This window comes from Hufsiella ginkgonis, assembly GCF_009834915.1.
GTDB classification, from domain to species: domain Bacteria; phylum Bacteroidota; class Bacteroidia; order Sphingobacteriales; family Sphingobacteriaceae; genus Hufsiella; species Hufsiella ginkgonis.
Window position 1 is genome coordinate 1,526,993 of the sequence record NZ_WVHS01000001.1, and the last position, 25,409, is coordinate 1,552,401.

22 protein-coding genes are annotated in these 25,409 nt (G+C 51.6%); 8 read left to right on the forward strand and 14 right to left on the reverse strand.

Features of this window, described 5'->3' with window-relative positions; all coding sequences use genetic code 11:
- Nucleotides 1-135: 135 nt before the first annotated feature.
- From GS398_RS06500 to GS398_RS06510, 3 genes are read left to right on the forward strand one after another with little or no spacing between them, the layout of a single operon-like run.
- Nucleotides 136-2,205: a tetratricopeptide repeat-containing sensor histidine kinase gene (locus tag GS398_RS06500; protein WP_160905880.1), complete on the forward strand. Its 2,070-nt coding sequence runs from the start codon at nt 136-138 to the stop codon at nt 2,203-2,205.
- 57 nt (nt 2,206-2,262) lie between these two features.
- Nucleotides 2,263-3,459 (forward strand): DUF1501 domain-containing protein, encoded by a 1,197-nt coding sequence (locus tag GS398_RS06505; protein WP_160905881.1) that lies wholly within the window; start codon nt 2,263-2,265, stop codon nt 3,457-3,459.
- Nucleotides 3,460-3,464: 5 nt separating this feature from the next.
- The gene (locus GS398_RS06510) at nt 3,465-4,946 is read left to right on the forward strand and encodes a DUF1800 domain-containing protein (RefSeq protein ID WP_237488096.1); all 1,482 of its coding nucleotides are present in this window, start codon (nt 3,465-3,467) and stop codon (nt 4,944-4,946) included.
- Nucleotides 4,947-5,040: 94 nt separating this feature from the next.
- On the opposite strand, the gene GS398_RS06515 is transcribed toward GS398_RS06510, so the two are convergent.
- The 9 genes from GS398_RS06515 to GS398_RS06555 all read right to left on the reverse strand — a co-directional run bounded on the left by GS398_RS06515 (nt 5,041) and on the right by GS398_RS06555 (nt 16,414).
- The gene (locus tag GS398_RS06515) at nt 5,041-6,333 is read right to left on the reverse strand and encodes an amidohydrolase (protein ID WP_160905882.1); all 1,293 of its coding nucleotides are present in this window, start codon (nt 6,331-6,333) and stop codon (nt 5,041-5,043) included.
- A 105-nt stretch (nt 6,334-6,438) separates the two neighbouring features.
- On the reverse strand, nt 6,439-6,909 hold the full coding sequence (locus GS398_RS06520) for a hypothetical protein (RefSeq protein ID WP_160905883.1): 471 nt from the start codon (nt 6,907-6,909) through the stop codon (nt 6,439-6,441).
- Nucleotides 6,910-6,944: 35 nt separating this feature from the next.
- Nucleotides 6,945-7,982, reverse strand: a complete 1,038-nt coding sequence (locus GS398_RS06525; protein ID WP_160905884.1) for a glycosylasparaginase — start codon at nt 7,980-7,982, stop codon at nt 6,945-6,947.
- 94 nt (nt 7,983-8,076) lie between these two features.
- Nucleotides 8,077-9,822 (reverse strand): aspartate--tRNA ligase, encoded by a 1,746-nt coding sequence (gene aspS, locus GS398_RS06530; RefSeq protein WP_160905885.1) that lies wholly within the window; start codon nt 9,820-9,822, stop codon nt 8,077-8,079.
- 123 nt (nt 9,823-9,945) lie between these two features.
- Complete coding sequence (aat, locus tag GS398_RS06535; RefSeq protein ID WP_160905886.1) at nt 9,946-10,617, reverse strand: leucyl/phenylalanyl-tRNA--protein transferase; 672 nt, start codon at nt 10,615-10,617, stop codon at nt 9,946-9,948.
- Between the two features lies 1 nt (nt 10,618).
- The gene (locus tag GS398_RS22815; RefSeq protein ID WP_160905887.1) at nt 10,619-14,326 is read right to left on the reverse strand and encodes a sensor histidine kinase; all 3,708 of its coding nucleotides are present in this window, start codon (nt 14,324-14,326) and stop codon (nt 10,619-10,621) included.
- Nucleotides 14,327-14,332: 6 nt separating this feature from the next.
- Nucleotides 14,333-15,214 (reverse strand): ACP S-malonyltransferase, encoded by an 882-nt coding sequence (gene fabD / locus GS398_RS06545; RefSeq protein WP_160905888.1) that lies wholly within the window; start codon nt 15,212-15,214, stop codon nt 14,333-14,335.
- A 125-nt stretch (nt 15,215-15,339) separates the two neighbouring features.
- The gene (gene folE, locus GS398_RS06550) at nt 15,340-15,978 is read right to left on the reverse strand and encodes a GTP cyclohydrolase I FolE (RefSeq protein WP_160905889.1); all 639 of its coding nucleotides are present in this window, start codon (nt 15,976-15,978) and stop codon (nt 15,340-15,342) included.
- Nucleotides 15,979-16,000: 22 nt separating this feature from the next.
- Entirely contained in the window at nt 16,001-16,414 is a 414-nt protein-coding gene (locus GS398_RS06555; protein WP_160905890.1) for a 6-pyruvoyl trahydropterin synthase family protein, read from the reverse strand.
- A gap of 88 nt (nt 16,415-16,502) precedes the next feature.
- Here GS398_RS06555 and mqnB point away from each other — a divergent pair, with 88 nt between their 5' ends.
- From mqnB to rfaD, 3 genes are read left to right on the forward strand one after another with little or no spacing between them, the layout of a single operon-like run.
- Entirely contained in the window at nt 16,503-17,174 is a 672-nt protein-coding gene (gene mqnB, locus GS398_RS06560; protein WP_160905891.1) for a futalosine hydrolase, read from the forward strand.
- Between the two features lie 22 nt (nt 17,175-17,196).
- Nucleotides 17,197-18,048: a menaquinone biosynthesis family protein gene (locus GS398_RS06565; protein ID WP_160905892.1), complete on the forward strand. Its 852-nt coding sequence runs from the start codon at nt 17,197-17,199 to the stop codon at nt 18,046-18,048.
- Complete coding sequence (gene rfaD / locus GS398_RS06570) at nt 18,045-19,010, forward strand: ADP-glyceromanno-heptose 6-epimerase (RefSeq protein WP_160905893.1); 966 nt, start codon at nt 18,045-18,047, stop codon at nt 19,008-19,010. The genes GS398_RS06565 and rfaD overlap by 4 nt, the downstream gene beginning before the upstream one ends.
- Before the next feature lie 58 nt (nt 19,011-19,068).
- On the opposite strand, the gene GS398_RS06575 is transcribed toward rfaD, so the two are convergent.
- On the reverse strand, nt 19,069-20,295 hold the full coding sequence (locus GS398_RS06575; RefSeq protein ID WP_160905894.1) for an FtsX-like permease family protein: 1,227 nt from the start codon (nt 20,293-20,295) through the stop codon (nt 19,069-19,071).
- A 107-nt stretch (nt 20,296-20,402) separates the two neighbouring features.
- The gene (locus GS398_RS06580) at nt 20,403-21,041 is read right to left on the reverse strand and encodes an MBL fold metallo-hydrolase (protein WP_160905895.1); all 639 of its coding nucleotides are present in this window, start codon (nt 21,039-21,041) and stop codon (nt 20,403-20,405) included.
- A gap of 65 nt (nt 21,042-21,106) precedes the next feature.
- Here GS398_RS06580 and frr point away from each other — a divergent pair, with 65 nt between their 5' ends.
- Together frr and GS398_RS06590 are read left to right on the forward strand one after the other, a co-directional pair.
- Nucleotides 21,107-21,670, forward strand: coding sequence for a ribosome recycling factor (frr, locus tag GS398_RS06585; protein ID WP_160905896.1), 564 nt, complete (start codon nt 21,107-21,109; stop codon nt 21,668-21,670).
- A 185-nt stretch (nt 21,671-21,855) separates the two neighbouring features.
- Complete coding sequence (locus GS398_RS06590; protein WP_160905897.1) at nt 21,856-23,622, forward strand: ABC transporter ATP-binding protein; 1,767 nt, start codon at nt 21,856-21,858, stop codon at nt 23,620-23,622.
- 52 nt (nt 23,623-23,674) lie between these two features.
- Here the strand turns inward: GS398_RS06590 and GS398_RS06595 are convergent, their stop codons facing one another.
- Genes GS398_RS06595 through GS398_RS06605 form a run of 3 tightly spaced genes read right to left on the reverse strand, consistent with a single transcriptional unit; the run spans nt 23,675 to nt 25,373 of the window.
- Nucleotides 23,675-24,166, reverse strand: a complete 492-nt coding sequence (locus GS398_RS06595) for a GNAT family N-acetyltransferase (protein WP_160905898.1) — start codon at nt 24,164-24,166, stop codon at nt 23,675-23,677.
- Nucleotides 24,163-24,729: a thiamine pyrophosphokinase gene (locus GS398_RS06600; RefSeq protein ID WP_160905899.1), complete on the reverse strand. Its 567-nt coding sequence runs from the start codon at nt 24,727-24,729 to the stop codon at nt 24,163-24,165. The genes GS398_RS06595 and GS398_RS06600 overlap by 4 nt, the downstream gene beginning before the upstream one ends.
- An 8-nt stretch (nt 24,730-24,737) precedes the next feature.
- Nucleotides 24,738-25,373, reverse strand: a complete 636-nt coding sequence (locus GS398_RS06605) for a thiamine phosphate synthase (RefSeq protein ID WP_160905900.1) — start codon at nt 25,371-25,373, stop codon at nt 24,738-24,740.
- Nucleotides 25,374-25,409: the final 36 nt, after the last annotated feature.

Genomic DNA, 25,409 nt, shown 5'->3' on the forward strand with positions numbered 1-25,409 from the left:
TAGAAGAAATCTGCATTAAACCCGCGTTTTCAGAATAAATCAACCCGTATGCGCGGTGTATTTCTTACTAATTTAACGTGGTGGCGCGGTTGCCTGTTATTTTGCTATCTTTAAGCTCTAAACCTATTTCCCTTAATGAGTTGCCTTACCGACGCGGTTTATCGGTGTTCTTACGTATTAGTGGTCCTGTTGCTGGTAGTCGGCAGTTCATGTGATCGCACTCCTGGTAAGGCAAAGGTCAAAGATCCGTTTGCAGGCTATATCGCTACCGCCAATAAGCACGTGGGTGAAGACCTGGAGCGCGTATTCCGCTATGTAGATTCGATGTACCGCAGCACGCCTGACCACACGGTACTTGAAAAACTCGGCTACTACAATTTCTGCAGTGCCAACTACTTCAACGTATTTCATGACAATGCCAGGGCTGTAGCCTATTCAGACAGTATGGTGGCCATTATAGAAAAAGATAACAACCAGGAAAAATACCCGGAACTGGCAGTGCTCGGCTACATTTCCAGGGGAGAAACCAACTTTGCCGCGGGAAGGTATAACGTAGCCTACAACGCTTTCTTTAAAACGAAGCTTTTGGTAAGACAGACCCTGGACTCTTGCGCACTGAGCGATTACAACTATCGCCTCGGCATGGTGCTCTACAAACAGCAGCGTTACCATAAAGCTGCGGCTTATTTTAAGGAAGCATTTGATGGTCTGGGTACTTGCCCTGATAAAAAAGCGGTGTTCTGGCGTCGCCAGGAGATCCTGAACAACACCGCTTTAAGCTATTCGAAAACGGAACTCATCGACAGCGCTTTTCTTTACTATGACAAGGCGTTGGCCTTTATCAGCAGCGGGGTATCTCTTTATGACGATCCCTTTATGATCAACCTCGGGAAAGCGGTAATGTATGGCAACCAGGGCGATGTTTTCCTGAAAAAGGGAGATAGCCTTTCGGCCGAAAGGCTGTACCTGAAAAGTGCGAAGATGAACTCACAACAGGGCTACGAGGTGAACGACATGATGTTTACCCGCATTAAACTGGCCCGGTTGTACAAAGAGGAAGGACGTAAAAACGACATGTACGTCCAGTTACAGCTGGTACGCAATACGCTGGATACGCTGGACAACCGCGAGGTGCGTACCCGGTGGAACGAGTTGATGAATGATTACTACTCGTCAGTAGATCAGCCGGCGAACGCCTATCCTTTCCTCAAAGAATACAACCGGCTGAAAGATTCGGCCAGGATAAGTACCCGGCAACTGCTGAGCGGCGATGCCAACGTGCAGCTGCAATCGCTCGAAAAACAATATGAGATCGACATCTTGAAAAAGAACACGCAGCTGCAGCGCCTTTACCTGCATATCGTGATCACCATCTCGGTGCTCACGCTGGTGATCCTGTTCCTGATCTATAAATATTGGCGACGGTCTAAGGAAAACGTAAAATCCCTTGCTTCGCTTAACGAAACGGTAAAGCAGCAAAACGAGGCGCTGGGCAATACCCTCGCGGCCCTGAAGCTGAGCAGCCTGGAGAAAGACCGCATCCTTCGCGCCGTGGCGCACGACCTGCGCAACCCGATCGGCGGTATTGCCTCCGTAAGCGAACTGATGCTGAGCGAACCCGATGCGCCACTTGACCAGCGCGAAGAATTGCTTGGCCTGATCAACAGTACCTGCACCGATTCCCTGTTGCTGATTAACGAGATCCTCGAAGCGGCCAACACACAGGATGCGGGTAATATGCCGCTGCAGCCGGTAGAGATCAACACCGTGATTACCAATTGTATAGAGCTGCTTCGGTTTCGCGCCGCGGAAAAGGCGCAGGACCTGTCGGGAAAGCTCGGCGTTGAACCGCTCGAATTACACATCAACCGGGAAAAGATCGGGCGTGTGGTGAACAACCTTATCAGCAACGCGATAAAGTTCAGCCCGCGGGGAAGCACCATCGTGGTGAGCACACATAACCAGCCGCACAAACTGCTCATCTCGGTAAAGGATAACGGCATCGGCATCCCAGCCGAGATACAACCCAAGATCTTCGACATGTTTACTTCCGCCCGCCGTAAAGGTACCACCGGCGAAAAACCCTTTGGCCTGGGGCTTTCCATCAGCAAACAAATCGTGGAAGCACATAAAGGCCGCATCTGGTTCGACAGCGAAGAGGGAAAAGGGACCACGTTTTTCGTGGAACTAAGAAAGAATCATTGATACGCTTTATAAAAACAAATCGTTTAATTAGTTGGTACCTATTTAAAGCGGTAACCTATGAAACGCAGAGAGTTCCTGAAAAACACAGCGCTGGTTTCGGGCGCTTGGATGATCCCTTCCTTTCTGAAACCTTTTGAGGCGATGGCGTTCGATGCGCTGCCGGGACATAAGAACCTGGTGATCATCCAGCTTTCGGGAGGTAACGACGGCCTGAACACCGTGGTTCCGTACGGCATGGATGCCTATTACCAAAAGCGTAAAACCATCGCGATAGCGCCGGCAGCGGTGATTAAGCTGAACGAGGTCCAGGGACTTAACCCAGAAATGGCCGCTTTGCGCGAGATTTATGACCAGGGATGGATGAACGTGATCAATAGCGTGGGCTATCCCAATCCGGACCGGTCGCATTTCAGGTCGATGGACATCTGGCATACGGGCAGCGATGCTAACCAGTTTCTTACCACCGGCTGGATCGGGAGATATCTTGATTCTAACTGCCAGACATGCAAGTTCCCGTATACGGCCATCGAGGTTGACGATACCCTATCGCTCGCCATGAAAGGCCTTACTAAAAAAGGCATTGCTGTAAGCGACTACGGGCAGCTGTATCGCAATACGCGCGAACCGTTTTTTAAAGACCTGGTAAAAGAACACGGCGATAACCTGACGGAAGACAACATGGGCTACCTCTATAAAACCATGATCGAAACGTATTCGTCGGCAGATTATATTCAAAATACCGCCAAAACCTACCAGGCGAAGGGCGTATACCCGCAAACAGGATTTGCTAACCAGCTAAAAACGGTGTCGCAATTCATTAACGCGGGGCTGCAAACGAGTATCTATTATGTATCGCTGGGCGGGTTCGATACGCATTCGGGGCAAATAGCGCAACAGGGGCGCCAGTTGAAAACTTACGCAGAAGGCGTGGCGGCCTTCCTGAAAGACCTGCACCAAACCGGTAAGCTGGATGAAACGCTGGTGCTCACTTTCTCGGAATTTGGCCGGCGGGTGGAGCAAAACGCCAGCAACGGCACCGATCACGGTACCGCCAACAACGTGTTCGTTTACGGCGGCAAGCTCAAAAAAGCGGGTATTTACAATGATGCGCCCAACCTGACCGACCTGGAAGAGAACGACCTGAAATTCCAGGTGGACTTCAGACAGGTTTATGCCACCGTACTCGACAAATGGCTTGCAGTGAACAATAGCGATATCCTGGATAAAAGCTTTAAAGGACTTGATTTTATTTAAGCGTTATGATGCCCGATCGCGTAAAAAATAGTGTAAAGCTAAAGCACCTGTATGCCAGGGCCGGCTTTGGGATTACGCCTGCGGACCTGAAGAACCAGGAACACTGGCCGGTAGGTAAAACGGTGAGAAGCCTATTTGAGAGTTCTGAGCGTTTCAGCCCCATTACGGTAGTGAATGAAAATACCGACCTGGTTTATAATGGTCAGCCGATGATGGCCGCCAACGTGAATATGACGGGAGGAATGACCGGCAGTTCCGGCGGCATGATGGCTTCCCAGGCAGACGCCATGCGCAGTGAGGAAACGAAGCGACTGATCCAGGAAACACGTAACCGGCAGGAACGCGACCTGAATATTGCATGGATGACCTTGATGAGCACCACACAGGCTCAGCTTCGCGAGAAGATGACGCTTTTTTGGCACAACCATTTTTCGTGCCGCGTGGGTAATTTCATGTATATGCAGGACCTGAATAATATCCATCGCAAGCACGCCCTGGGCAATTTCAAGACGATGCTGACCGAGGTTGCGCAAACGCCGGCCATGCTGCAGTTCCTGAACAACCAGTCGAACAATAAGGTACACCCTAATGAGAATTTTGCCCGGGAGCTGATGGAATTATTTACCATCGGGAGGGGAAATTATACGGAACAGGACGTAAGGGAGTCGGCACGTGCCTTTACCGGCTGGCAATATGATGGTAAAACTTACCAATATTCATTTCGGGAAAAAAGCCACGACGATGGCACCAAAACCTTTTTTGGCAAAACCGGGAACTGGCGTGGAGAAGACATCATAAACATGATCCTGGAAAGAAAGGAAACAGCGCAGTTTTTGAGCCGTAAACTATACCGTTACCTGGTAAATGACGTGCCCGATGAAGTGCATATCCGGGAAATGGCCGACGTTCTTTACCGGTCGGGGTACGAGATAAAACCATGGCTCGAAAAAGTACTTACCGCCGGTTGGTTTTACGAGCCCCAAAATATAGGTAACCTGGTAAAGTCGCCGGTTGAGTTCCTGGTGGGGCTGAACCGCCAGTTCTATATCACCTATGAAAATCCCGGTGTGCTGATACAATTTCAGCGCACCCTGGGCCAGGTGCTTTTTAATCCGCCCAACGTAGCAGGCTGGCCTGGCGGCCGGAACTGGATCGATAGCTCTTCGCTGATGCATCGCCTCAAAATGCCGTCGCTGATCCTGAACGCGGGGTTGATCGAGTTCGCCGGCAAAGCTACGCCCGAGGAGGAAGCGTACATCGCCGCGATGCGGAAACAACAGGACAGCGTGATAAAAAGGGTGCAGGCAAAAGCCGATATCAATAAGTTTATTGCCGGGCTGCCGCCAAAAACCTCGAAGGAAGAGATCGCCGGATTTATGCTGGAGCCGCCCGTTAACCCGTCCATGCTTGCCGAAGCTGCTAACTCGCCGGATATCAAAACGCTGCTGATCCGGCTTACCTCTACGCCGGAATACCAGTTGTGTTAAACCTGGAATCAAATATAAATCGGGGAGAAGCGCAATTCTCCTCCCTCCGCCCTTTTCCCCTTCGGAACTGCCGAAGGCGCAGAAGGACGATCAGTTACTTAACCTGCATATAATCAAGGGTCAGGTTACACAGCGCTTTTACACCCAGGGTGAACCCGCTTTCATCGATAAAGAAATCGGGGGTATGGTGCGAGGGTGCTTTTAGCGGGTCCTGGCCTTTGGGCATCCCGCCGAGAAAGAAAAACAGTCCCGGCACTTTTTCCTGGTAGAAGGAAAAATCCTCGGCCCCGGTTACCGCCGGTTTGAGCACGGTATTGCTGATACCGGCGGTGGCCTGCAAGGTTGGGAGCATTTTCTCCGTGAGGGCGGGATCGTTGTACGTAACGGGGTAATGCACGCTGAACGGGATCTTTACCTCCGCTACGGCGCCGGCGCTTTCTGCCGTTTTGGTGGCCACCTCCTTTACACGGGCAATGATCATTTTCTCATCTTCGCGGCTCAGCGCACGGAGTGTACCCATCATTTCTGCCTGCTCGGGGATAATATTGGAGCGGTTGCCGGCATGGATGGAACCAACGGTTACGACACTCGGGTTCTGTGTGATATCGAGGTTGCGGCTCACCACGGTTTGTAAGTTATTGATGATCTGGGCAGCCACTACGATCGGGTCTACAGACGACCAGGGATAAGCGCCGTGTGCCTGCTTCCCTTTTACGATGATCTGCATATCGTTCACGGCTGCCATGGTTCCGCCGGGGCGATAAGTGATCTTGCCCACCTCGGTCTGCGAATTTATATGGAGGCCGAAAATTACGTCTACCTTCGGATTTTCCATCACGCCTTCTTTTACCATCAGCTCTGCGCCGCCTTGTTCGCCAAACGGGGGACCTTCCTCCGCAGGTTGGAAGATGAATTTTACAGTGCCTTTCAGGTCGTTTTTAACGGACGACAGTACCTGGGCCACACCCATGAGAATAGCCATGTGCGAGTCGTGCCCGCAAGCATGCATGGCACCTGCTTCCTGGTTGTTAAACGTGGTCTTTACTTTAGACGCGAATGGCAGCGGTGTACGTTCTACTACGGGTAAGCCGTCCATATCCGCCCGCAGCGCCACTACCGGACCGGGCTTACCGCCCTTTAAGATCCCTACCACCCCTGTTTTGGCTACCCCGGTTTTTACCGCTATACCCAGCGATTGCAGGTATTTGGCAATGATAGCCGCGGTACGGTCTTCGTGGTTGCCCAGTTCCGGATGTTCGTGGAAATCGCGACGCCAGGCGATTACCTGCTGCTCTATCGCATCGGCTTTTTTCGAGGTAAGCTGTTTAACGGATTGCGCGTGTACGGCCGCGGTGGCGAAAAGTAGAATAGTAAGTAGTTTCTTCATAATAGCGTTGGCTGATAGCTGTTGGCTGATAGCTGATAGCTTTGATTCAACCCTAAATATAAGAAATATACTCATACCGGGTATTCACAAGCCAACAGCCGGTAACTACTTACACGGTGCCGGCTTAAATACCCTGTCGAAGCTTGAGCCGTCGTCCAGGTATTCTTTCCCGGTGGCCTGGTCGATAGCGTAGCTTCGCTGAAGCACGTTATTGCCGGAGATCTTAAATTCGACCTCCAGGGAATCGCTCATGCCTTCCTGCGAAAAGGTCCATATGCCGCGGATGAGGTCGCCTTGCCGGGTACCCCGGATCATGCCTTTACGGGCGTCCTTTTCTTTAGGGATCCAATTCAGCTCCCCGGTAACTTCATCGTTGTTTATCACCAGGTGCAAAGCGGTTACGTCGGTGCTGTCTGTTCCTTCAAGATGTTCGAAACAAGAGTTGATCTCTTCATGCTTTTTTACCGCATTTTCGGTGTTATCGGCAATGGCTGTGCTATCGTTGGCCGGGTTGGTAGCTGAATTGGTACATGCCGCAAAAAGCAGCATGAGAACCAGTAGATACGGTTTTTTCATACTCCATTAACGTAATTGAGGAAAGTTTGTTGATCTTATCGGATGGCGCTCTTGCTTTTCACCAGCAATTTCTGGTCGTTATTATCGCATACGGCAAAGCTAAATCCTGTCTGGATTGCAAAAGCGCCGTACTCTCCTTTTTTATTGAGGGCGATAAATCCTACCTGGATGTTTTTGGTAAGCTCAGGCTTCTTTTCCATGATGCGTTTAACTGCTTCGCGGCAGGCATTTTCGGGATTAAGACCCTGGCGCATCAGTTCTACCACGAGGAAACTGCCAACGCTGCGCACCACTTCTTCGCCTACCCCGGTGGCGGCTACCGCACCTACCTCGTTATCAACATATAAACCGGCGCCGATAATGGGCGAATCGCCTACGCGTCCATGTAGTTTATAGGCCATGCCGCTGGTGGTACAAGCGCCGGAAAGGTTACCGGCTGCATCCAGCGCAAGTATGCCGATGGTGTCGTGATTTTTGCTGTCGCCGGGCATGGAAGGCAGCCCGTTCTCGCTGTTGATCACGGGTTTGTATTCCGATTTGATCAGCCACTTTTTCCAGGCGGCTTCACTTTTTGGCGTAAGCAGTTTTTCTTTTTTAAATCCCTGGCTCAGGGCGAATTGGCGGGCGCCATCGCCTACAAGCATTACGTGCGGCGTGTTTTCCATCACCTTGCGCGCCACCGAAATGGCATGTTCGATGTCTTCCAAACCGGCAACACTCCCGCAGTTGCCTTTTTCGTCCATAATGCAGGCATCGAGCGTTACGATACCGTCGCGGTCAGGTAGCCCACCCTTACCCACGCTCTGGTTAGAGAGGTCTGATTCGGGAACGCGTGCACCCATTTCCACGGCATCCAGGGCACGTCCGCCGGCTTTCAGGATCTTCCAGGCTTCGGCATTTGCCGCTACGCCGAAATCCCAGGTGGAGATGACGATCGGTTTGCCCTGCGCCGGTTCAGTCTCCTGTCCTGTGGCGAGGGAGGATGCTTTTAATTCTTTATCGCCCAGCAGCACCGAAGCGCCGGCCAGGGAGGTAGCTTTAAGGAATCGACGACGGTTGAATAATTTTTTCAAGACAACGTAAATTAAGAAAAATTCCGGTACACCGGCGCGAATTGTATGTAACGAAAATAGCGATTAAACGCTTAGGATTTGATGTAAACCTTTTCTACAACGTCGTCCTGATACTCAGCTCCGCCAGCTGTTTATCATCTATCGTGGACGGTGAATCGATCATTACGTCTTTGCCGGAATTGTTTTTCGGGAAAGCGATCACATCACGGATAGAATCCAGCCCGGCGAAAAGCGAGCAAAGCCTGTCGAACCCGAACGCGATGCCGCCATGTGGGGGAGCGCCGTATTCAAAAGCTTCCATCAGGAAACCGAACTGCTTTTGTGCTTCTTCCGGCGAAAAGCCGAGGTGTTTAAACATCAGCGACTGCAGGCCGCGGTCGTGGATCCGGATAGATCCGCCGCCGATCTCGGTACCATTCAGTACCATATCATAGGCGTTGGCGCGAACATCGCCCGGGTTGGTATCGAGCAGTGCGATATCGTCCGGCTTGGGGGATGTAAACGGGTGGTGCATGGCATGATAACGGCCGGATTCTTCGTCCCACTCAAGCAGCGGGAAATCAAGCACCCATAACGGGGCAAACGTGTTCTTATCGCGAAGCCCGAGCCTGTTGCCCATTTCCAGGCGAAGCTCACTGAGTTGTTTACGGACCTTATCGGCTTTGCCGGCAAGCACCAGTACCAGGTCGCCCGGCCTGGTGTTAAACGCCGCCGACCATTTCCGGAGCTGTTCTTCATCGTAAAACTTGTCGACCGAAGATTTTAATGTTCCATCGGCATTGTGGCGGCAATAGATCATACCGGTGGCGCCTACCTGCGGGCGTTTCACGAACTCGGTAAGCTCATCCAGCTGTTTGCGGGTGTATTCTGCACAGCCTTCGGCATTAATGCCCACTACCAGTTCAGCCTGGTCGAATACCGGGAAGCCCACGCCTTTTACTACGTCGTTCAGCTCCACGAACTGCATGCCAAAGCGGGTATCAGGTTTATCGGAACCATATAAGCGCATGGCATCGGCATAAGTCATTCGTGGAACTTCGGCCAGGTCGACGCCTTTTACGTTTTTAAACAGGGCGCGGATCAGCCCTTCGAACACGTTCAGGATGTCTTCCTGTTCGATGAACGCCATTTCGCAGTCGATCTGCGTAAACTCAGGCTGCCGGTCGGCGCGCAGGTCCTCATCGCGGAAGCACTTAACGATCTGGAAATAACGGTCGAAGCCGGAAACCATCAGCAGTTGCTTAAATGTTTGAGGCGATTGCGGGAGTGCATAAAACTCACCCGGGTTCATCCGGCTGGGCACCACGAAATCGCGGGCGCCTTCGGGTGTCGATTTAATCAATACCGGTGTTTCAACTTCGATAAAGTTGAGGCCGTCTAAATATTTACGGGTTTCCTGGGCCATTTTATGGCGCAGCACCAGGTTGTTGCGCACCGGGTTACGGCGCAGGTCGAGGTAGCGGTATTTCATGCGGAGATCGTCGCCGCCATCCGTTTCGTCCTCTATCAGGAACGGCGGCAGCTTGGCCGGGTTCAGTATTTCCATGCCGGATACCTTGATCTCGATCTCCCCGGTGGGGATCTTCAGATTTTTGCTGGTACGCTCGATCACCTTGCCGGTTACCTTGATCACAAACTCGCGGCTCACTTCACGGGCGGTGGCCCTGAGCGCGGCATCATCGTCGGTATTAAACGTAAGCTGGGTGATGCCGTAACGGTCGCGCATGTCGACGAAAGTCATACCGCCGAGGTCGCGCGATTTTTGTACCCATCCCGCCAGGGTAACTTCTTTCCCGAGGTCGTTAATGTTTAACTCGCCGCAAGTGTGTGTTCTATGCATAAAAATCTGTTAAGAGGGGCAAAAATAGGATTTTTGGTCGTTAACTCGGAGACTGATTACGGCAATGGTTAAATTTCCGGTTGTGATGACTTCAACGGTTCTTACCGCCCGTAAGGGAGCATATTATGTCGCCCCGACACGGTCCGGATCCGTGGCGCGCGTGTTACCGTTCAGGATATCCATGTATTCCTTCCTGCTGATCATTTGGGCGCCGAGGCTCTCCAGGTGTTCGGTATACGTCTGGCAATCGATGAGCCGGTAGTTTTTTTCCCTGACCAGGGTGATGAACGCAGTTTTCGAAGCGTTGCTGCGCTGGCTGAACATGCTTTCGCCGCAAAAGACGCCGTTCATTTCGACGCCGTAGAGCCCTCCTGCCAGCCTGCCGTTTTCCCAGGCTTCCACAGAATGCGCGAAACCTTGCTGGTGGAGGCATATATACGCGTTCTGCATGTCGCCGGTGATCCAGGTTCCGTCCTGCCCGTTGCGTTTACTTGCCGCGCAGGCACGGATCACCCCGGCAAAATCCTGGTTAAAGGTGATGGTGAATTTACCTGACCGCAGCACATTCCGCATGCTCTTGCTCACCTTTAATTTTTCGGGGAACAGTACAAAGCGTTGATGCGGCGAGTACCAGAGCACGGGCGTATCATGACTGTACCAGGGAAAAATGCCGTTGCGGTAGGCGGTTAGCAGGCGTGGTATGGAGAGGTCGCCGCCCACTGCCAGCAGGCCGTCTTCTTCGGCCAGTTCCGGTGAGGGGAACCGGGTGTCGCCGGGATCCAGTTGAAAGATCATATCAGGCCAGCGGAAGCGTAATGTAAAAGGTTGTGCCGACGTCGTGCTCCGTTTTAAAATGGATGGAGCCCAGCATGTTTTCGATCGCCTGTTTTACAAAGGCCAGGCCGAGGCCGGTACCCGAGCTTTTGGTGGTGAAGTTGGGGTTGAAGATGCGTTCGCGCAGGCCGTCGGGAATTCCCTTGCCGTTATCGCTGATCTCGACAAACACCTTGTCATTGCGTTGCGCGATGGAGATGCGGATCAATCCTTTGCGGTTTTCGGGGATCGCTTCGATGGCGTTCTTGATCAGGTTGTTAAAACAGCGGAGCAGCTGGTCTTTGTCGCCTTTTACCATTTTGTCATAACCCAGCTGGTCATCGAGTACCACCGAGGTATGTTCCAGTTTGCTGAACACCTCGATTGAGCGTTCGACCACTTCGCGCAGGCGTACGCTTTCCAGCGATGTTTCGGGCATCTTGGCAAAGTTTGAAAACTCGTTGGCGATATGCGCCAGGCTTTCGATCTGTTCGATAAACGACTTGCTGAACCGCTCGAACTTTTTATTAAAGTTGGGATCGTTCTCTTTCCATGATTTGTCGAGCAACTGTACGCCTAATTTTAGGGGAGTTAACGGGTTTTTGATCTCGTGTGCTACTTGTTTGGCCATTTCTTTCCATGCGGTTTCGCGTTCAGAACGTGCCAGCCTGCCGGCGCTCTCTTCCAGCGCTTCGATCATGGTATTGTATTCGCGGATCAGGCTGCCGATCTCGTCGTTCCTGTGCCATTTTATGGCCTCGTTCTTACGGCCGATCTTGGTGAGGCGCAGGCTCTTCTGGATGATGGTAAGCGGGTAAGTGATGCGGTTAGCCATAAAAACGGCGAAGAAGCCGATAGATACCAGGATGAGCGAAAAAACATTGATCAGCGTGTTTAGGAACTGCCCTTTATGTTCTTCCAGCTCGTGTTTGTTTGAGAAATACGGCAAGGTGAGGTACCCTATTATTTCGTGACGGCTGTTCCTTACCGGGCGCGAGCCGGAAATGAACAGCATACGCCCTACATTGTCCTCGGGGTTAAAATATTCCGACCGGTGATACCGGCTCAGGTAGTTAAAGGTAATTACGTTCAGCTTGCGCGCGATGAGGAACGAATCATAGATCTTGGGTTGGGTGGAATAGATCAGCGTACCGTCCGCTCCGTAAAAGCTGAGGTCTGCCGAATTTACGTCGGCAAAATTATTAAACGACTGGAAAGTGATATTCAGCTGGTCGTTTTTAAGCATCTGGTTCTCAAATGCCGTGGTGATCCTGGCAATGCGCTCGGTGATCTGCTGTTCCTGCTGCTTGCTGTACTGTTTACTGATGCTGTAGTAAGTGATCACTCCCACCAATACCAGGGTAGTTACTACCGCGGCCACGATGGAAGCCTGTATCCTTGTTTTGTACAGAATGTGCCCGCCCGAAATAAAGTACTTCCATGCCGCCAGGGTACTTTCCTGGTGCGTGCGCACGAAGTTTTTCCAGCTCCAGTTAACCAACACGCATACCAGCGAGAAGGTAAGCAGCACCAGGAAGAGGAACGATACCGACCCAAGCTCAATTAACCAACCCTGCACCGGTACGCTTACCACGATAAGGTTGCGGTTGTTGGGCCGGTACACCAGGTGATCGTACCCGCGTACTCTCCGGTTTTCGAACTCGTTCTTTACTTCGGTGAATTCGTTGTTTCCCAGGTTGTACACAAACTTGCCATATTTGTCTACCAGCCTGTTGTCGCGGTAAAACGCGAAAGAATAGTCGCGGATAATGCCGGTTTCATCCGCCCTTCCCTCTGCCAGTACCTGTGGAAAAGCATCAGGCTCATCAAAGGTTTTGGATTTGAGCTCCACTACCAATGTTCCCAGGTCGCGGTTTTTTGCCGACATCGGCAGGATGGCGAAATAATGCCGCATCCCGAAAGTATTGTTCACCCGGTAAAAATATTGCGAAACCTTGATGGTCCCCGTTACCACGAGCTCGCGGAACTGGTCGATGGTATTGCTGGTGTCGCCATCCATCGAGTTGCCGGCAGGGTCGTATTCGCTGGTGCTAAGGTCGTAACGTGTCAGGTAGCCATCAAAATAGAATTTCTGAAGCTTGTTTTTCATCAGGCTTCGCTCGGGTTTGGTATGGTCAAAGTACCCGGTTAAGTCTTCGTCCTGTACCAGGTTCGATTCAAACTGGTTGAAGTAGGTAACGGCGTTCTGGTCGTCCGATAGATCCAGCCGATGCGCCCATACCCTGCGCGCTTCCCGGTCCTTAATGAACTGGTAACGCGAGAGCTTGATGGAAGCTATGGTGGCGAACAGGAGCACGGTGGCTACTAAGATCACGAGGTTGAACTCATTGTTTTTGCGGTAGATGGCCCATCCCCGCAGGTATACCACCAGGGCGAACAACAGGAAAAATATATCGAAATTTTGCTGTACCAGCTTAACGATCGCCGTGAACAACACCATCGCCGCAAAGGCGGCAAACCGCTGTTTATCCGACAGGGGCAGGCTGCGGCCGATGATGAGCAGGATCTCCATCAGGAGGTACAGGTTAAGAAACGCGATGCAGAGGACCAGGATTCCCAGCCAGCTGAACGGGTTGAGGTCGATAATGAGGCTTGTGATATCGAACCGGATGCTTGAGTTGAGTACCAGGCCGTGCAGCGAGTTGTTAAGGTGGATAGCTGTGAGCGATAGTATAGCTCCCATCCCTATAAATACCGCGATGCTTAACGGAGTGCCGGCCTGCCCCGGCGCCAGGCGGATGCGTGCCCGGTATTTATACGCAAAGCAAAGGCACCAGGTAGCCGCGATACCGTTAAGCAGGAAATCGCCCATGGACGGGTAAAAGAACCCTGCGCCATAAAACTGGGGATCGAAAACCGGCTGGTTGAAATGCGATATAAACCAGTCGGAATGTAGCCCCCACAGCCGGGTAAGCAAAAACCAGCCGCATAAGCCGGCGATACCTGCTTTAATGTACCCGCGGTCTGCCAGCCATGAGCAGAGCAGGTTAACAAGGATACAGCTTAATAGTACGGTTGCCAGCCACGCGAAGGCTTCGGCACGCGAAAAATAAGTATTGTTGGTAACTGGTTTTAGCTTTAATGCGAAGAGGTAGCGGCTGTCGATGCTGCTGCGGATATTGTATACCTGCTCGTCGCCCAAACCGGCGATGTCCAGGTTATCGGTTTGGATCAGCGTTTTTGCGAATACGTTCTGGAGGTACTGGTTCTGGATGGGATAGTTCGCCTTGATGGGGATGTAGCAAACCGCAGAGAACTTGCCATCGGTCCGCTTGATGGCTTCGTACCAGCCATTCTGCCAGTTCACCATGTTGCTGCCTTCCTTAAGGCCTGCGTCTGTTTGGGGCGCTATGCGGTTAGCGCCCCAGAAGACAAGCACATTGCTGTTATAGGTAAACACGTACACGGCGCGTGCTATCCGGAACTCCGTGAGGAATTTTTCGGCCAGTACCGCGTTGGTGTCGAGCGTTTTCAGCGACTCGAAATCCGCGCGGTTATGCAGGAATTCATTAACGAACTGCTCCTGTTCGTGCAGGTTTTTTTCCAGCTCCTGTGCATCCGTTTTCAGGACGTCCTCCCGGTGATAGGTGAGCCTCAGCGTGAGCGCCGTGATCACGAAGCTCAGCGTAAGCAGGAATAACAGCAGCCGGATCTTAAAACCTGTAGCCACGGGTGTTTATACTGATGCGCTCCGGGTTTCCATGGCGCGGTTCACTTTTTTAACGAGTCCCTGTAATACATTTCCGGGGCCTACTTCTGTAAAGGAAGTAGCGCCGTCGTGGATCATTGCTTCGATGGTTTGCGTCCACCGCACAGCGCCGGTAAGCTGTGCCACCAGGTTATGCTTGATGGCTTCCGGGTCGGTATAATGTTTTGCGTTTATATTCTGGTAGATCGGGCAAACGGGCGCTTCGATCCGGGTGTTGTTGATGGCCGCTTCGAGCTCCACGCGTGCCGCCTCCATCAGCGGCGAGTGGAAGGCGCCGCCTACATTAAGTTTTAGGGCGCGTTTGGCGCCGCGTTCGAGCAGCAGGGCACAAGCTTTATCTACCCCTTCGATACTGCCGGAAATAACCAGCTGGCCCGGGCAGTTATAATTTGCGGGTACCACCACCTCGCTCACCAGCCGGCAAACATCTTCTACCGTGAAATCATCGGCGCCAAGGATCGCCGCCATCGCCGAAGGCTGAATCCCGCATGCTTTTTGCATAGCAGTGGCACGGATATAGACCAGCCTGAGGCCTTCTTCGAACGACAAAGCCCTGGCCGCAACCAGCGCAGAAAATTCACCCAGCGAATGACCCGCAACCATGCCGGGTTTAAAGCCGTCGCCCAACGTTTTGGCGAGGATCACCGAATGAAGGAAAATCGCAGGCTGCGTTACCCGTGTTTGTTTCAGGTCCTCGTCTGTGCCATCGAACATAATATCGGTGATCCGGAAGCCGAGGATCTCGTTGGCCTGCTCAAAAAGGCTTTCGGCGGCTTCGGATTTCTCGTACAGGTCTTTTCCCATCCCGGGAAATTGCGCCCCCTGTCCGGGGAAGATATAAGCGTTCATATAGAGTCAGTAATAATTATCATTTGGCTGGTAGCTATTTAGCTAATAGCCTGATAGTGGTTAATGTTTTATATTACCATCTTTATTGTGGTGAGCTGTCAGCCGTCAGCTATTGGCTGGGCCGGTTATGCCAATTTCGCCGTAATCAGCCTTAAAAACTCCGCTCTTGTTTTCTCATGCACGAATTCGCCGGTAAAAGCGGAAGTGGTGGTTACGGAATTTTGTTTCTGGATCCCGCGCATCGCCATGCATAAATGGCGGCATTCTATCACTACGGCAACGCCGGCCGGCTGAAGGGTGTCCTGGATACAGTCGCGGATTTCGTTAGTGAGGCGTTCCTGCACCTGCAGGCGGCGCGAGTAGGCGTCCACTACACGCGGGATCTTGCTCAGGCCCACAATATGCCCGTTAGGGATGTAAGCAATGTGCGCTTTTCCAAAAAAAGGAAGGAGGTGATGTTCGCACATGGAGTATACCTCGATGTCTTTTACAACCACCATCTGGCTATAATCTTCTTTAAACATGGCGCTCCGCAAAAGCCCGGCGGGGTTAAGGTCGTACCCATGTGTGAGGAACTGGAGGGCTTTCGCCACTCTCTCGGGGGTCTTGAGCAGCCCTTCGCGCGCCGGGTCTTCGCCCAGGTCCTTCAGGATGTCGCTATAATGAGAGGCTATGCGGTCGACCTTTACCTGGTTATACCGGTTTGACTGCACGTAGCCAAATTCGTTTTCGTCGGCGGTGAAGCCGGTTTGTTCGTTCTCCATTGAAATTGTTTAAAACCGGCGCTTATTCGCCAAAGTAATCAACATAGTTGTTTTCTGTCTCCCAAAGCCTCACCCTGTGTAAAAATGCGCCGTTTGCCTCTACGTGAGGCTTAAGCTGGTTAAATATTTCCACCGCCAGTACTTCCGTGGATGCCATCTTTCCTTTCATAAAGTCTACATCCAGGTTAATATTACGGTGGTCGAGCTTATCGGTTACATAAACGCGTGTGAGACGCTTTAGTTCTTTAAGGTCCATAACAAAACCGGTAACCGGGTCAATTTCGCCTTTAACCGTAACATACAGGTAATAATTATGCCCGTGCCAGTTTGGATTGGAGCATTTTCCGAAGGTTTCGAGGTTCCGTTCGTCGGTCCATTCTTCTTTAAAAAGTTTGTGGGCCGAATTAAAACTTTCCCTGCGGGTGATGTAGATCATATCTTTACAATTGAGTGCGCAAATATAGGGAAAACTGTAGTCACGTGAATTTGATAACTTTGAGCGGCCACCAGTTAAATATCATCCCTTGAAAACACTAATAGTCGCTGCTACATTACCTGAAATTTCGCCGCTAATGGCATCCATGGCCCTCAACGAAGGTGTTAATAACTACCGGGAGCATGTAGTGTATGTGTTAATAACTGGTGTGGGGATGGTGGCGACAGCTTATGCATTAGGATATCACCTGGGCAATTTTAAATACGACCTCGCCATTAACCTGGGTATCGCAGGCAGTTTCGACAGGTCGATCGCGTTAGGAGAAGTGGTCCATGTAACACGAGATCATTTCGCTGAACTTGGCGCCGAAGATGGCGATGGATTCCTAACGATAGATGAGTTAGGGTTTGGCGCGTCGGCGGTCAGCCATCAGCTATCAGCCGTCAGCAGCCAGTTATCAGCCGGCAGTCGTGAGCCGGATATTCGAACGGTAACAGGGATCACGGTAAACCGGGTCCACGGAAACGTGCACTCCATTGAGGCTACTGTTAGCAGGCTCGCGCCGCATACCGAAAGCATGGAAGGTGCGGCCTTTTTTTACGCCTGTAATTCGGCGGCGGTCCCGGCTATGCAGCTCAGGTCGATATCAAATTACGTGGAACGCCGCAACCGCGAAGCCTGGAATATAGGTCTGGCCATCAAAAATCTCAATATCTTTGCGGAGAAATTTATTACGGACCTATTAAAAGCCGGCAGCTAATGGCTGATGGCTAGCCGCTACCATGAAACTAACACTCGGTTTTTCGCCCTGCCCCAACGATACGTTTATTTTTGATGCCCTTATACACCACAAGATAGATACCGAAGGCCTCGACTTTGAAGTATATTTCGACGATGTGGAAACTCTCAACCAAAAGGCCTTTCGCGGTGAGCTAGATATCACTAAGCTCAGCTTCCATGCCTTTGCCTACGTAGCCGGCCGGTACGTGCTGCTCGATTCGGGTAGTGCACTGGGTTTTGGGGTGGGCCCGCTGCTTATTTCAGCCAACGGCGATCGGCCTTCGGCCATCAGCTCTTTAACGGTAGGTATCCCCGGCAAATATACCACGGCCAATTTCCTGCTTAGCCTGGCCTACCCGGAGCTGCAGAACAAGAAAGAAATGATTTTCTCGGATATCGAGAACGCCCTGCTCCGGGGGGAGATAGACCTTGGCCTCATCATCCACGAGAATAGATTCACCTACCAGCAAAAAGGATTGAAAAAGATCGTGGATCTTGGCAAGTTCTGGGAAGACGAAACCGGCTGTGCCATCCCGCTGGGCGGCATCGTGGTGAAACGCGGCCTCCCGGAAGAAGTAAAACATAAAGTGAACCGCGTGCTTCGCAGGAGCGTGGAGTTCGCCTTCGCTAACCCAAAGTCGGGGATCGGCTTCATCCGCGCGCATGCACAGGAGATGGAGGAGGCGGTAATGTACCAGCACATCGAACTGTATGTAAACCAGTATTCGCTCGACCTGGGAGCAGAAGGCCGCAATGCCGTCAACCTGCTGTTTGAAAAAGCGGCGGAAAAAAAAGTGATCCCCCAAATAAATAAAAACCTATTTTTAACCGACCTAAACGTCCAGTCACTATGATCATCATCACCGGCGCCGCAGGATTTATCGGAAGCTGCCTTATACATAAACTTAATTCGGAGGGATATACAGACCTGGTATTGGTCGACGATTTCAGCGATGCCGCGAAAAACAAGAACCTGGATAACAAGAAATTTACGCTGAAGGTTGACCGCGAAGATTTTATTGCCTGGATACCGCAGCACCAGCTGCATATCCAGTTCGTTTTTCACATCGGCGCCCGTACGGATACCACGGAGTTCGACCGCTCGGTACTCGACAAGCTTAACCTCGACTACACCAAAGAGGTTTGGAACGCCTGCGTGGAGTTTGGTTTGCCATTAGTTTATGCGTCATCCGCCGCTACCTACGGCCTTGGCGAAGAAGGATATGATGACGACGAGCAGAAGATCCCCTTGTTAAAACCTCTTAACCCTTACGGTGATTCTAAAAACGATTTCGACATCTGGGCCCTGCAACAGGAAAAGAAACCATATTTCTGGGCAGGCCTAAAGTTTTTTAACGTGTACGGCCCCAACGAATACCATAAAGCAAGGATGGCGTCCGTGATCTTCCACACGTTTAACCGGATCCGTGAAACGGGGGAAATGAAGCTCTTCCAGTCGCATAAACCCGGTATAGCCGATGGGGAGCAGCAACGCGATTTCGTGTACGTAAAAGATGTGCTCGACGTGCTTTATTTCCTGATGCATCACCGTAAAGATTGCGGAATTTATAACCTTGGGTCGGGTAAGGCGCGTACGTTCAGGGATCTCGCAAGCTTAACTTTTAACGCGATGGGACTCGAGCCCAGGATCAGCTTCATCCCGACACCGGAAGATATCAGGGACAAATACCAGTATTTTACCGAGGCGACCATGGATAAGCTGGCTTCGATAGGCTATCACAAGCCGTTTCACACGCTGGAAGAGGGAATTAGCGATTACGTGAAGAATTATCTTACTCCCGGGAGGTACCTGTAATTATCCTCCCCCGCCTGCGGCACCCATCAGCTTAGCGGTCCTGCCTGGTTAGGAGGATTTACAGATCCTTTTTCAATTCCACCAGATGTTTAACGCTTAACCTCGACGACACTGCCGAAGTGATGGTCGAGATAATGGTCACCGTGGCAAAAACCAGCAGGAAATCCTGCCATTTCAAGCCAACCGGGTACGAGTCGGTGATCATGTTTTCCGCATTCATTTTTACGAAACCATAATGCATCTGCAGGAGACAGAAGCCCAAACCGGCGACCATGCCCGAAACACATCCCATCATGGAGATCATCATACCTTCGGTAAAGAAGATGTTGCGGATCAGGCGGCTGTCTGCGCCGATGCTGCTCAGGATGGCGATATCCTGCCGCTTATCGATCACCAGCATGGTAAGTGACCCAATAATGTTAAATATGGCGATAATAAGCACAAAGGTGAGGATCAGGTAGATCGAGAATTTTTCCACATTGAGTGTTTTGTACAGGTTTTGGTCCTGCTGCATGCGGTTTTTCACGATAAAATCGGAGCCGATGAGCTTGATGATCCGCTGCTGCATCTTATCCACGTTGTTTTTATTCTTTAGGGTGATTTCTATAGCCGATACATTGGTTTGTTCTTCGAGTAATTCCCGCGCAAAGCGAAGGGGCACGATAATGATCTCGTCGAACTGCTGTTGTACCGAAAATACGCCCGCCGGATGGATCTCCTTTACATTGAACGGATCGGTGGAGTTTAGCTTAGCGGCATCGCCCTTGCGGGGCGAATAGATCTCGAGGTCGGTAAAATCATCATTGACGTTAATACCCAGGTTTCCCTGTACGGCGGCGCCCACCACGGCAAAGTCGTGTTTTTTATCGTGCAGGGTAAATGCGCCGGCGATGATGGTGCTGTCGAGCATTTTCCCCTCCAGGAACTTGTCGTCGACCCCTTTTATCAGCCCGATATATTTGCCTTTGCGGTAACCTACCAAGGCTTTTTCCTGCAGCACCTCGGCAAAACTGCGTATCTCAGTATCCTTTCTCAGCACGGTAAAATAAGGCGCCGAAGGATCGAAGGTTTTCCCCAGGGCCGGCTCGATCCTGATCTCCGGCGTAAAAGTATTGTACATGGAGAGGATTACATTCTCAAAACCGTTAAACACCGAAAGAATGATGATCAGCGCCGCACTGCCTACGAACACCCCGAGCACCGAAATCCCCGAGATGAAGTTGATCGCGTTAAATGATTTCTTGGAGAAAAGGTAACGTTTGGCGATGTAGAAGCTGGTATTCATGGGGTTGGACGTTAGGCGCTGGACGCCGGGCGTCTCCGGCATGGCGTATGATCAGGTCCTGGGATAGTATTAATCATGATTGTTTCTTTTCAGGAACGTTTAGCGTATTACCTAAAAAACGGGTTGTGCCTTTTTTCGTACGCTATCGTCGTTTCCGGTCCGTGTCCCGGATACACAACTACATCCCCCGGGAGCGTAAACAACTGAGTTTCGATACTGTTGATCAGTTGGTCATAATTTCCGCCAGGGAGGTCGGCACGGCCGATGCTGCCGCGAAAAAGTACGTCGCCACCGGCCAGGACCTTGTCAGCTTTGCTGTAAAAGCATAGATGTGCCGGTGAGTGGCCGGGCGCAAATATCAAATCGAGTGTGCTGCCGCCAAAGGTAACGCTGCCGGATTCGGGGAGGAAGGTTTCGGGCATCGGCGAAACTTCGTAACGGATCCCCATTTCGGGCGCGTATGCCGGAACGGCTGCCAGCAGCGCCGCTTCGCCTTCGTGGAACTGTGGGAGTAGGCCGTACACGTCGTGCACAAACTTATTTCCGAGCACGTGGTCGATGTGGCAATGGGTATTTAACAACAGCACCGGGGTTAGTTTTTCCTGCCGGATGAAGCTCACAAGGCGGTTTTCGTCCTCCCCGGAGTACATGCCCGGGTCGATAATGGCGCACTCCCCGGTTTCATCATAAAACACGTATGAATTTTCCTGGTAGGGATTCCATGAAAAGATTTGCACTTTGATCATGCGGTAAAAGTAAACATCTGTAACATCGAAATTTTTATATTTTTGCACATTAAAGCAGAATCTACATGAGCGAGCTTATTAAAAAACAACTGAACGACTCCAGGGCTGTGATGGATAGGGCCATCGAGCATTGCGAAAGCGAATTGTTAAAAATACGGGCCGGCAAAGCGATGCCTTCCATGCTCGACGGCATTTTCGTAGACTATTATGGTGCGGCGACACCGCTGGCAAACGTAGGTACGGTGAGCACGCCCGACCCGCGCACCATTACGGTGCAGCCATGGGAAAAAAATATGCTCGTGCCTATCGAACGGGCCATCCAGGAAGCCAATATCGGCCTGAACCCGCAGAACGACGGCCTCATGATCCGCCTCAACGTTCCGCCGCTTACCGAAGAACGCCGCCGCGACCTGGTGAAAAAAGTGAAGGAAGAAGCGGAACGCGGGCGCATAACGATCCGTAACATCCGCAAAGACGCGAACGAGAAGATTAAAAAACTGAAATCCGAAGGCGTTTCTGAAGACGAAATTAAAGCCGGCGAAGGTGAAGTACAAAAACTGACCGACGCCTATATAGTAAAAGTCGACAAGATCGCCGAGATCAAGGAAAAAGATATCATGACGGTATAGCGTAAGCTGTGTGTCATTTAAAAGGGAATCAGGGAATTAGCTGGTTCCCTTTTTTATTTTTGCGTAGGGTGATCAGTGATCAGTGGTCAGTGATCAGTACTGCACAGCGCCGTCCGTGGTGGCTGAAACCTTATCTCTTACACAAATCCAAAACTGATCACTGACAACTGATCACTGACAACTCCATGAAACTACTCCTCAACTACCTCAAAAACTATAAAGCCCTGATCGGCCTTGCCCTGGTGCTTGCAGCCATTAACCAGATCTTTTCCCTGCTCGACCCGTATATCTTCCGCAAGATCATCGATACTTACGTAACGCCGTTTGCCACACACCAGAAATCATTTACCACGGGGGAATTTTTTAAAGGTGCGGGCCTGCTGATCCTGGCCGCGATGGGGGTCGCCATGGTGTCGCGCATCGCGAAAAATTTCCAGGATTATTACGTGAACGTGATCACACAGCGCCTGGGGGCGAAGGTGTATGCCGACGGTTTGGCCCATTCCCTGGAGCTTCCTTACCAGGTATTCGAGGACCAACGCAGCGGCGAAACACTGGGTATTCTGCAAAAAGTACGACTGGATTCGGAGAAGCTGATCATCGCTTTTATCAATATCCTGTTCACCTCGCTGGTAGGCATCGTATTTGTTTTCTGGTATGCGATCGCCATCCACTGGTCTATTGCCGTGGCCTATATTTCTATCATTCCTATCCTGGGCACTATCAGCTCCGTATTGAGTAAGCGCATCAAGGTCATCCAGAAAAAGATCGTTTCGCAAACCACCGCCCTGGCCGGGTCCACTACTGAATCGCTCCGGAACATCGAGCTGGTGAAAAGTCTCGGGCTGGCCCAACAGGAGATCAAGCGACTGAACTCTACCACTGACAGTATCCTTAAGCTCGAGCTTCAAAAAGTAAAGTACGTACGCAGCCTGAGCTTTATCCAGGGAACGCTGGTGAACCTGCTGCGGAACGGCATCCTGCTGCTCATGTTGTACCTGATCTTTGCAGGGAAGATCACCGTGGGGGAATTTTTCTCCCTGTTTATTTACTCTTTCTTTATTTTCGGGCCTTTACAGGAGTTGGGTAACATCATTAATACCTACCGGGAAACGGAAGTGTCGCTCATCAACTTTAAAAAGATCCTCGATACACCCAAAGAGGCGAAGCCGGCCAACCCGGTACTGTTGCCGCGCATCACTCGTCTCGACTTTAACCAGGTAAGCTTCAAACACCTAACCGCAAGGCGGAACGCGTTGAACGACATCACCTTCGGGGTGAGCAAAGGCGAAACCATCGCTTTTGTAGGCCCTTCGGGTTCGGGGAAAACCACGCTCGTGAAACTGCTCGTGGGATTGTATCACCCGATGGAGGGCGAAGTATTGTACAACCAGATTTCGGGGCACGATATCGACCTCGACCAGCTTCGCGAAAAGATCGGTTTTGTGACACAGGATACGCAGCTGTTTTCGGGTACGATCCGCGAAAACCTGTTGTTCGTGCGCCCGGGCGCTACCGACGAAGAATGCCTCGAAGTGCTTCAGAAAGCGGCATGCCAGAGCTTGCTTGAACGTGCCGAGAACGGGCTTGATACCATTATCGGCGAAGGCGGCGTAAAAGTATCGGGCGGCGAAAAACAGCGCCTTTCCATTGCACGTTCACTCCTGCGCAAGCCCAATATCCTGGTGTTCGACGAAGCGACTTCGGCACTCGACTCCATTACCGAGGAAGAGATTACCCGTACCATCCGTGATGTTTCGGAAATGCACGACCACATTACCATCCTCATCGCGCACCGGTTATCGACCGTCATGCACGCCGACCGCATCTATGTGCTCGAAAAAGGCGATGTGGCCGAATCCGGTAAGCATTATGACCTCCTGGAAGAAAAGGGCTTGTATTACGCGATGTGGAGGCAGCAGATCGGGGAACGGGTGGAAGAGAGCTATTAGCCGTTGGCGATCGGCGATCAGCCGTCAGCAATCAGCGATCAGCCGTCAGCTATTAGTCGTCGGCGATCGGCTTTCTCATTACATAATCATTTAACTCGAACTGGTAATACGCAATATCTACCGTCTGATAGATCTCAAAGCCCAGTTTCCGGTAAAATCCCCGGGCCGGGTTGTCGCGCTTAACGTTCAGCTCGAGGATTTTCGCCCCGGCGGATCTCGCTAGGTCTTCTATATGGCCGATCAGCGCTTTCCCGCTTCCTTTTCCCTGTTCGGAGGGCAGCAGGTAGATCTTGTGAAGCTTGTAAACCTCCGGTTCGGTGAGGGAACAGCCGGCGAAGGCTACAGGTTGGCCGTCGCGTTCCCCGATAAGGAAAGTTATTTCGTCAAACTGCGCCGTAAGCGCGTCTTCGGAGTACATGTTCTCCAGCATAAAGCGGAGTTGTTCGGCCGGCATCAGCTGCCGGTAAGTAGCGGGCCAGATCTCGGCGGCAAGCCGGTGGATAACCGGAACGTCGGAAAGGGTGGCGGGGCGTATACGGATCATAAATCTTCGCCCACAAAGATAAACGGCTGGTCGAAAACAAGCATATAAAAGCCGTCTTTCCCGGTTTCCATTACCTGGCCGGTCGTAAAACGTAAACCGGATGCCTGCAGGTTCCGCACATCATGCATCAAATAAACCTGTTCGCCGGCTTGTTTCCACTTGCTGAACCCGGAGCGTACCGGGAAGATCTTTTTGTCAGGCGTAAAGATCACCAGCCCGATCAGGTCTGCAAAGAGGGCAAAATCCTTAAGGCTGAAAGTATCGGTCACTACGTTTACCGTGGGGTATTGTTCGCCAACCAGGTACTTCAACCCGTCTTCGAGCGGCGACGCAGTGGTATGGATACGCCTGGTGGACGGCTGGAAATCAGGCGTATCGCCGGAAGTGATCACGGCATCGATCTTTATGCCCATGGAATCGAGGGTTTCATAGAGCGGCCCGTCGGCGATCACCGTAGGGCTCCATTCCAGCAGCTGGCCGAGATGCTCGCGGTCAAAACCATCAAGACTGGTGATGAGCAAAGCGGGCTCCTGTTTTTCGCGAACGATGTGGTGAGAAGACATGTTTAAAGTTACAGAACCTTCCTGTAAATTTCTTTAATCATAGCTCCTGGTTCCGGCGACAAATTAACGGCCCCCGAAACAGCCACCCCGAAAACTCCCGTTGCCAGTACCTGTGTAACATTGGCCGCGTTAATGCCGCCAACCGCGATCAACGGGAGATCGATGCCATCCGGGATCAGTTGCTGCAGGATTCCCTCATAGCCGATCGTGCCAAGTGGCGGGAAATTATTGGGTTTGGTTTGCGTTACCGCGAAGGGTCCGCAGCCCACATAATCGGCTGCACCGCTGATCCAGTGCCGCCTGATATCGTCGATGGAATGGGCAGAGCAGCCTAGCGTTTTATCTTCCCCGATCTCTTTACGGATAGCAGCAAGGTCGGCAGCCATATCCTCGATATGCACTCCCTGTATATCTGCCAGGTGTACCAGGTGTACGTGGTTGGTCACGATCAGTGTAGCGCCCCAGTCGTCGCAAATGGCGGCCACCTGGTGAAGCTCTTCAAGCAGGGCTTCATCCGGTTTCGAGAGGCAGCGGTATTGGATCCAGTTCGCCCCCGCTTCACACGCGATCTGCACCTGTTCCCTGTGCGTACGGTGAGGCAGGTCCTGTGTGAGATAATGGAAACGGGAGATGTATTTTTTCATTATCCTAAAAGCTTAAAGCCCGAAGCCCGAACCGCA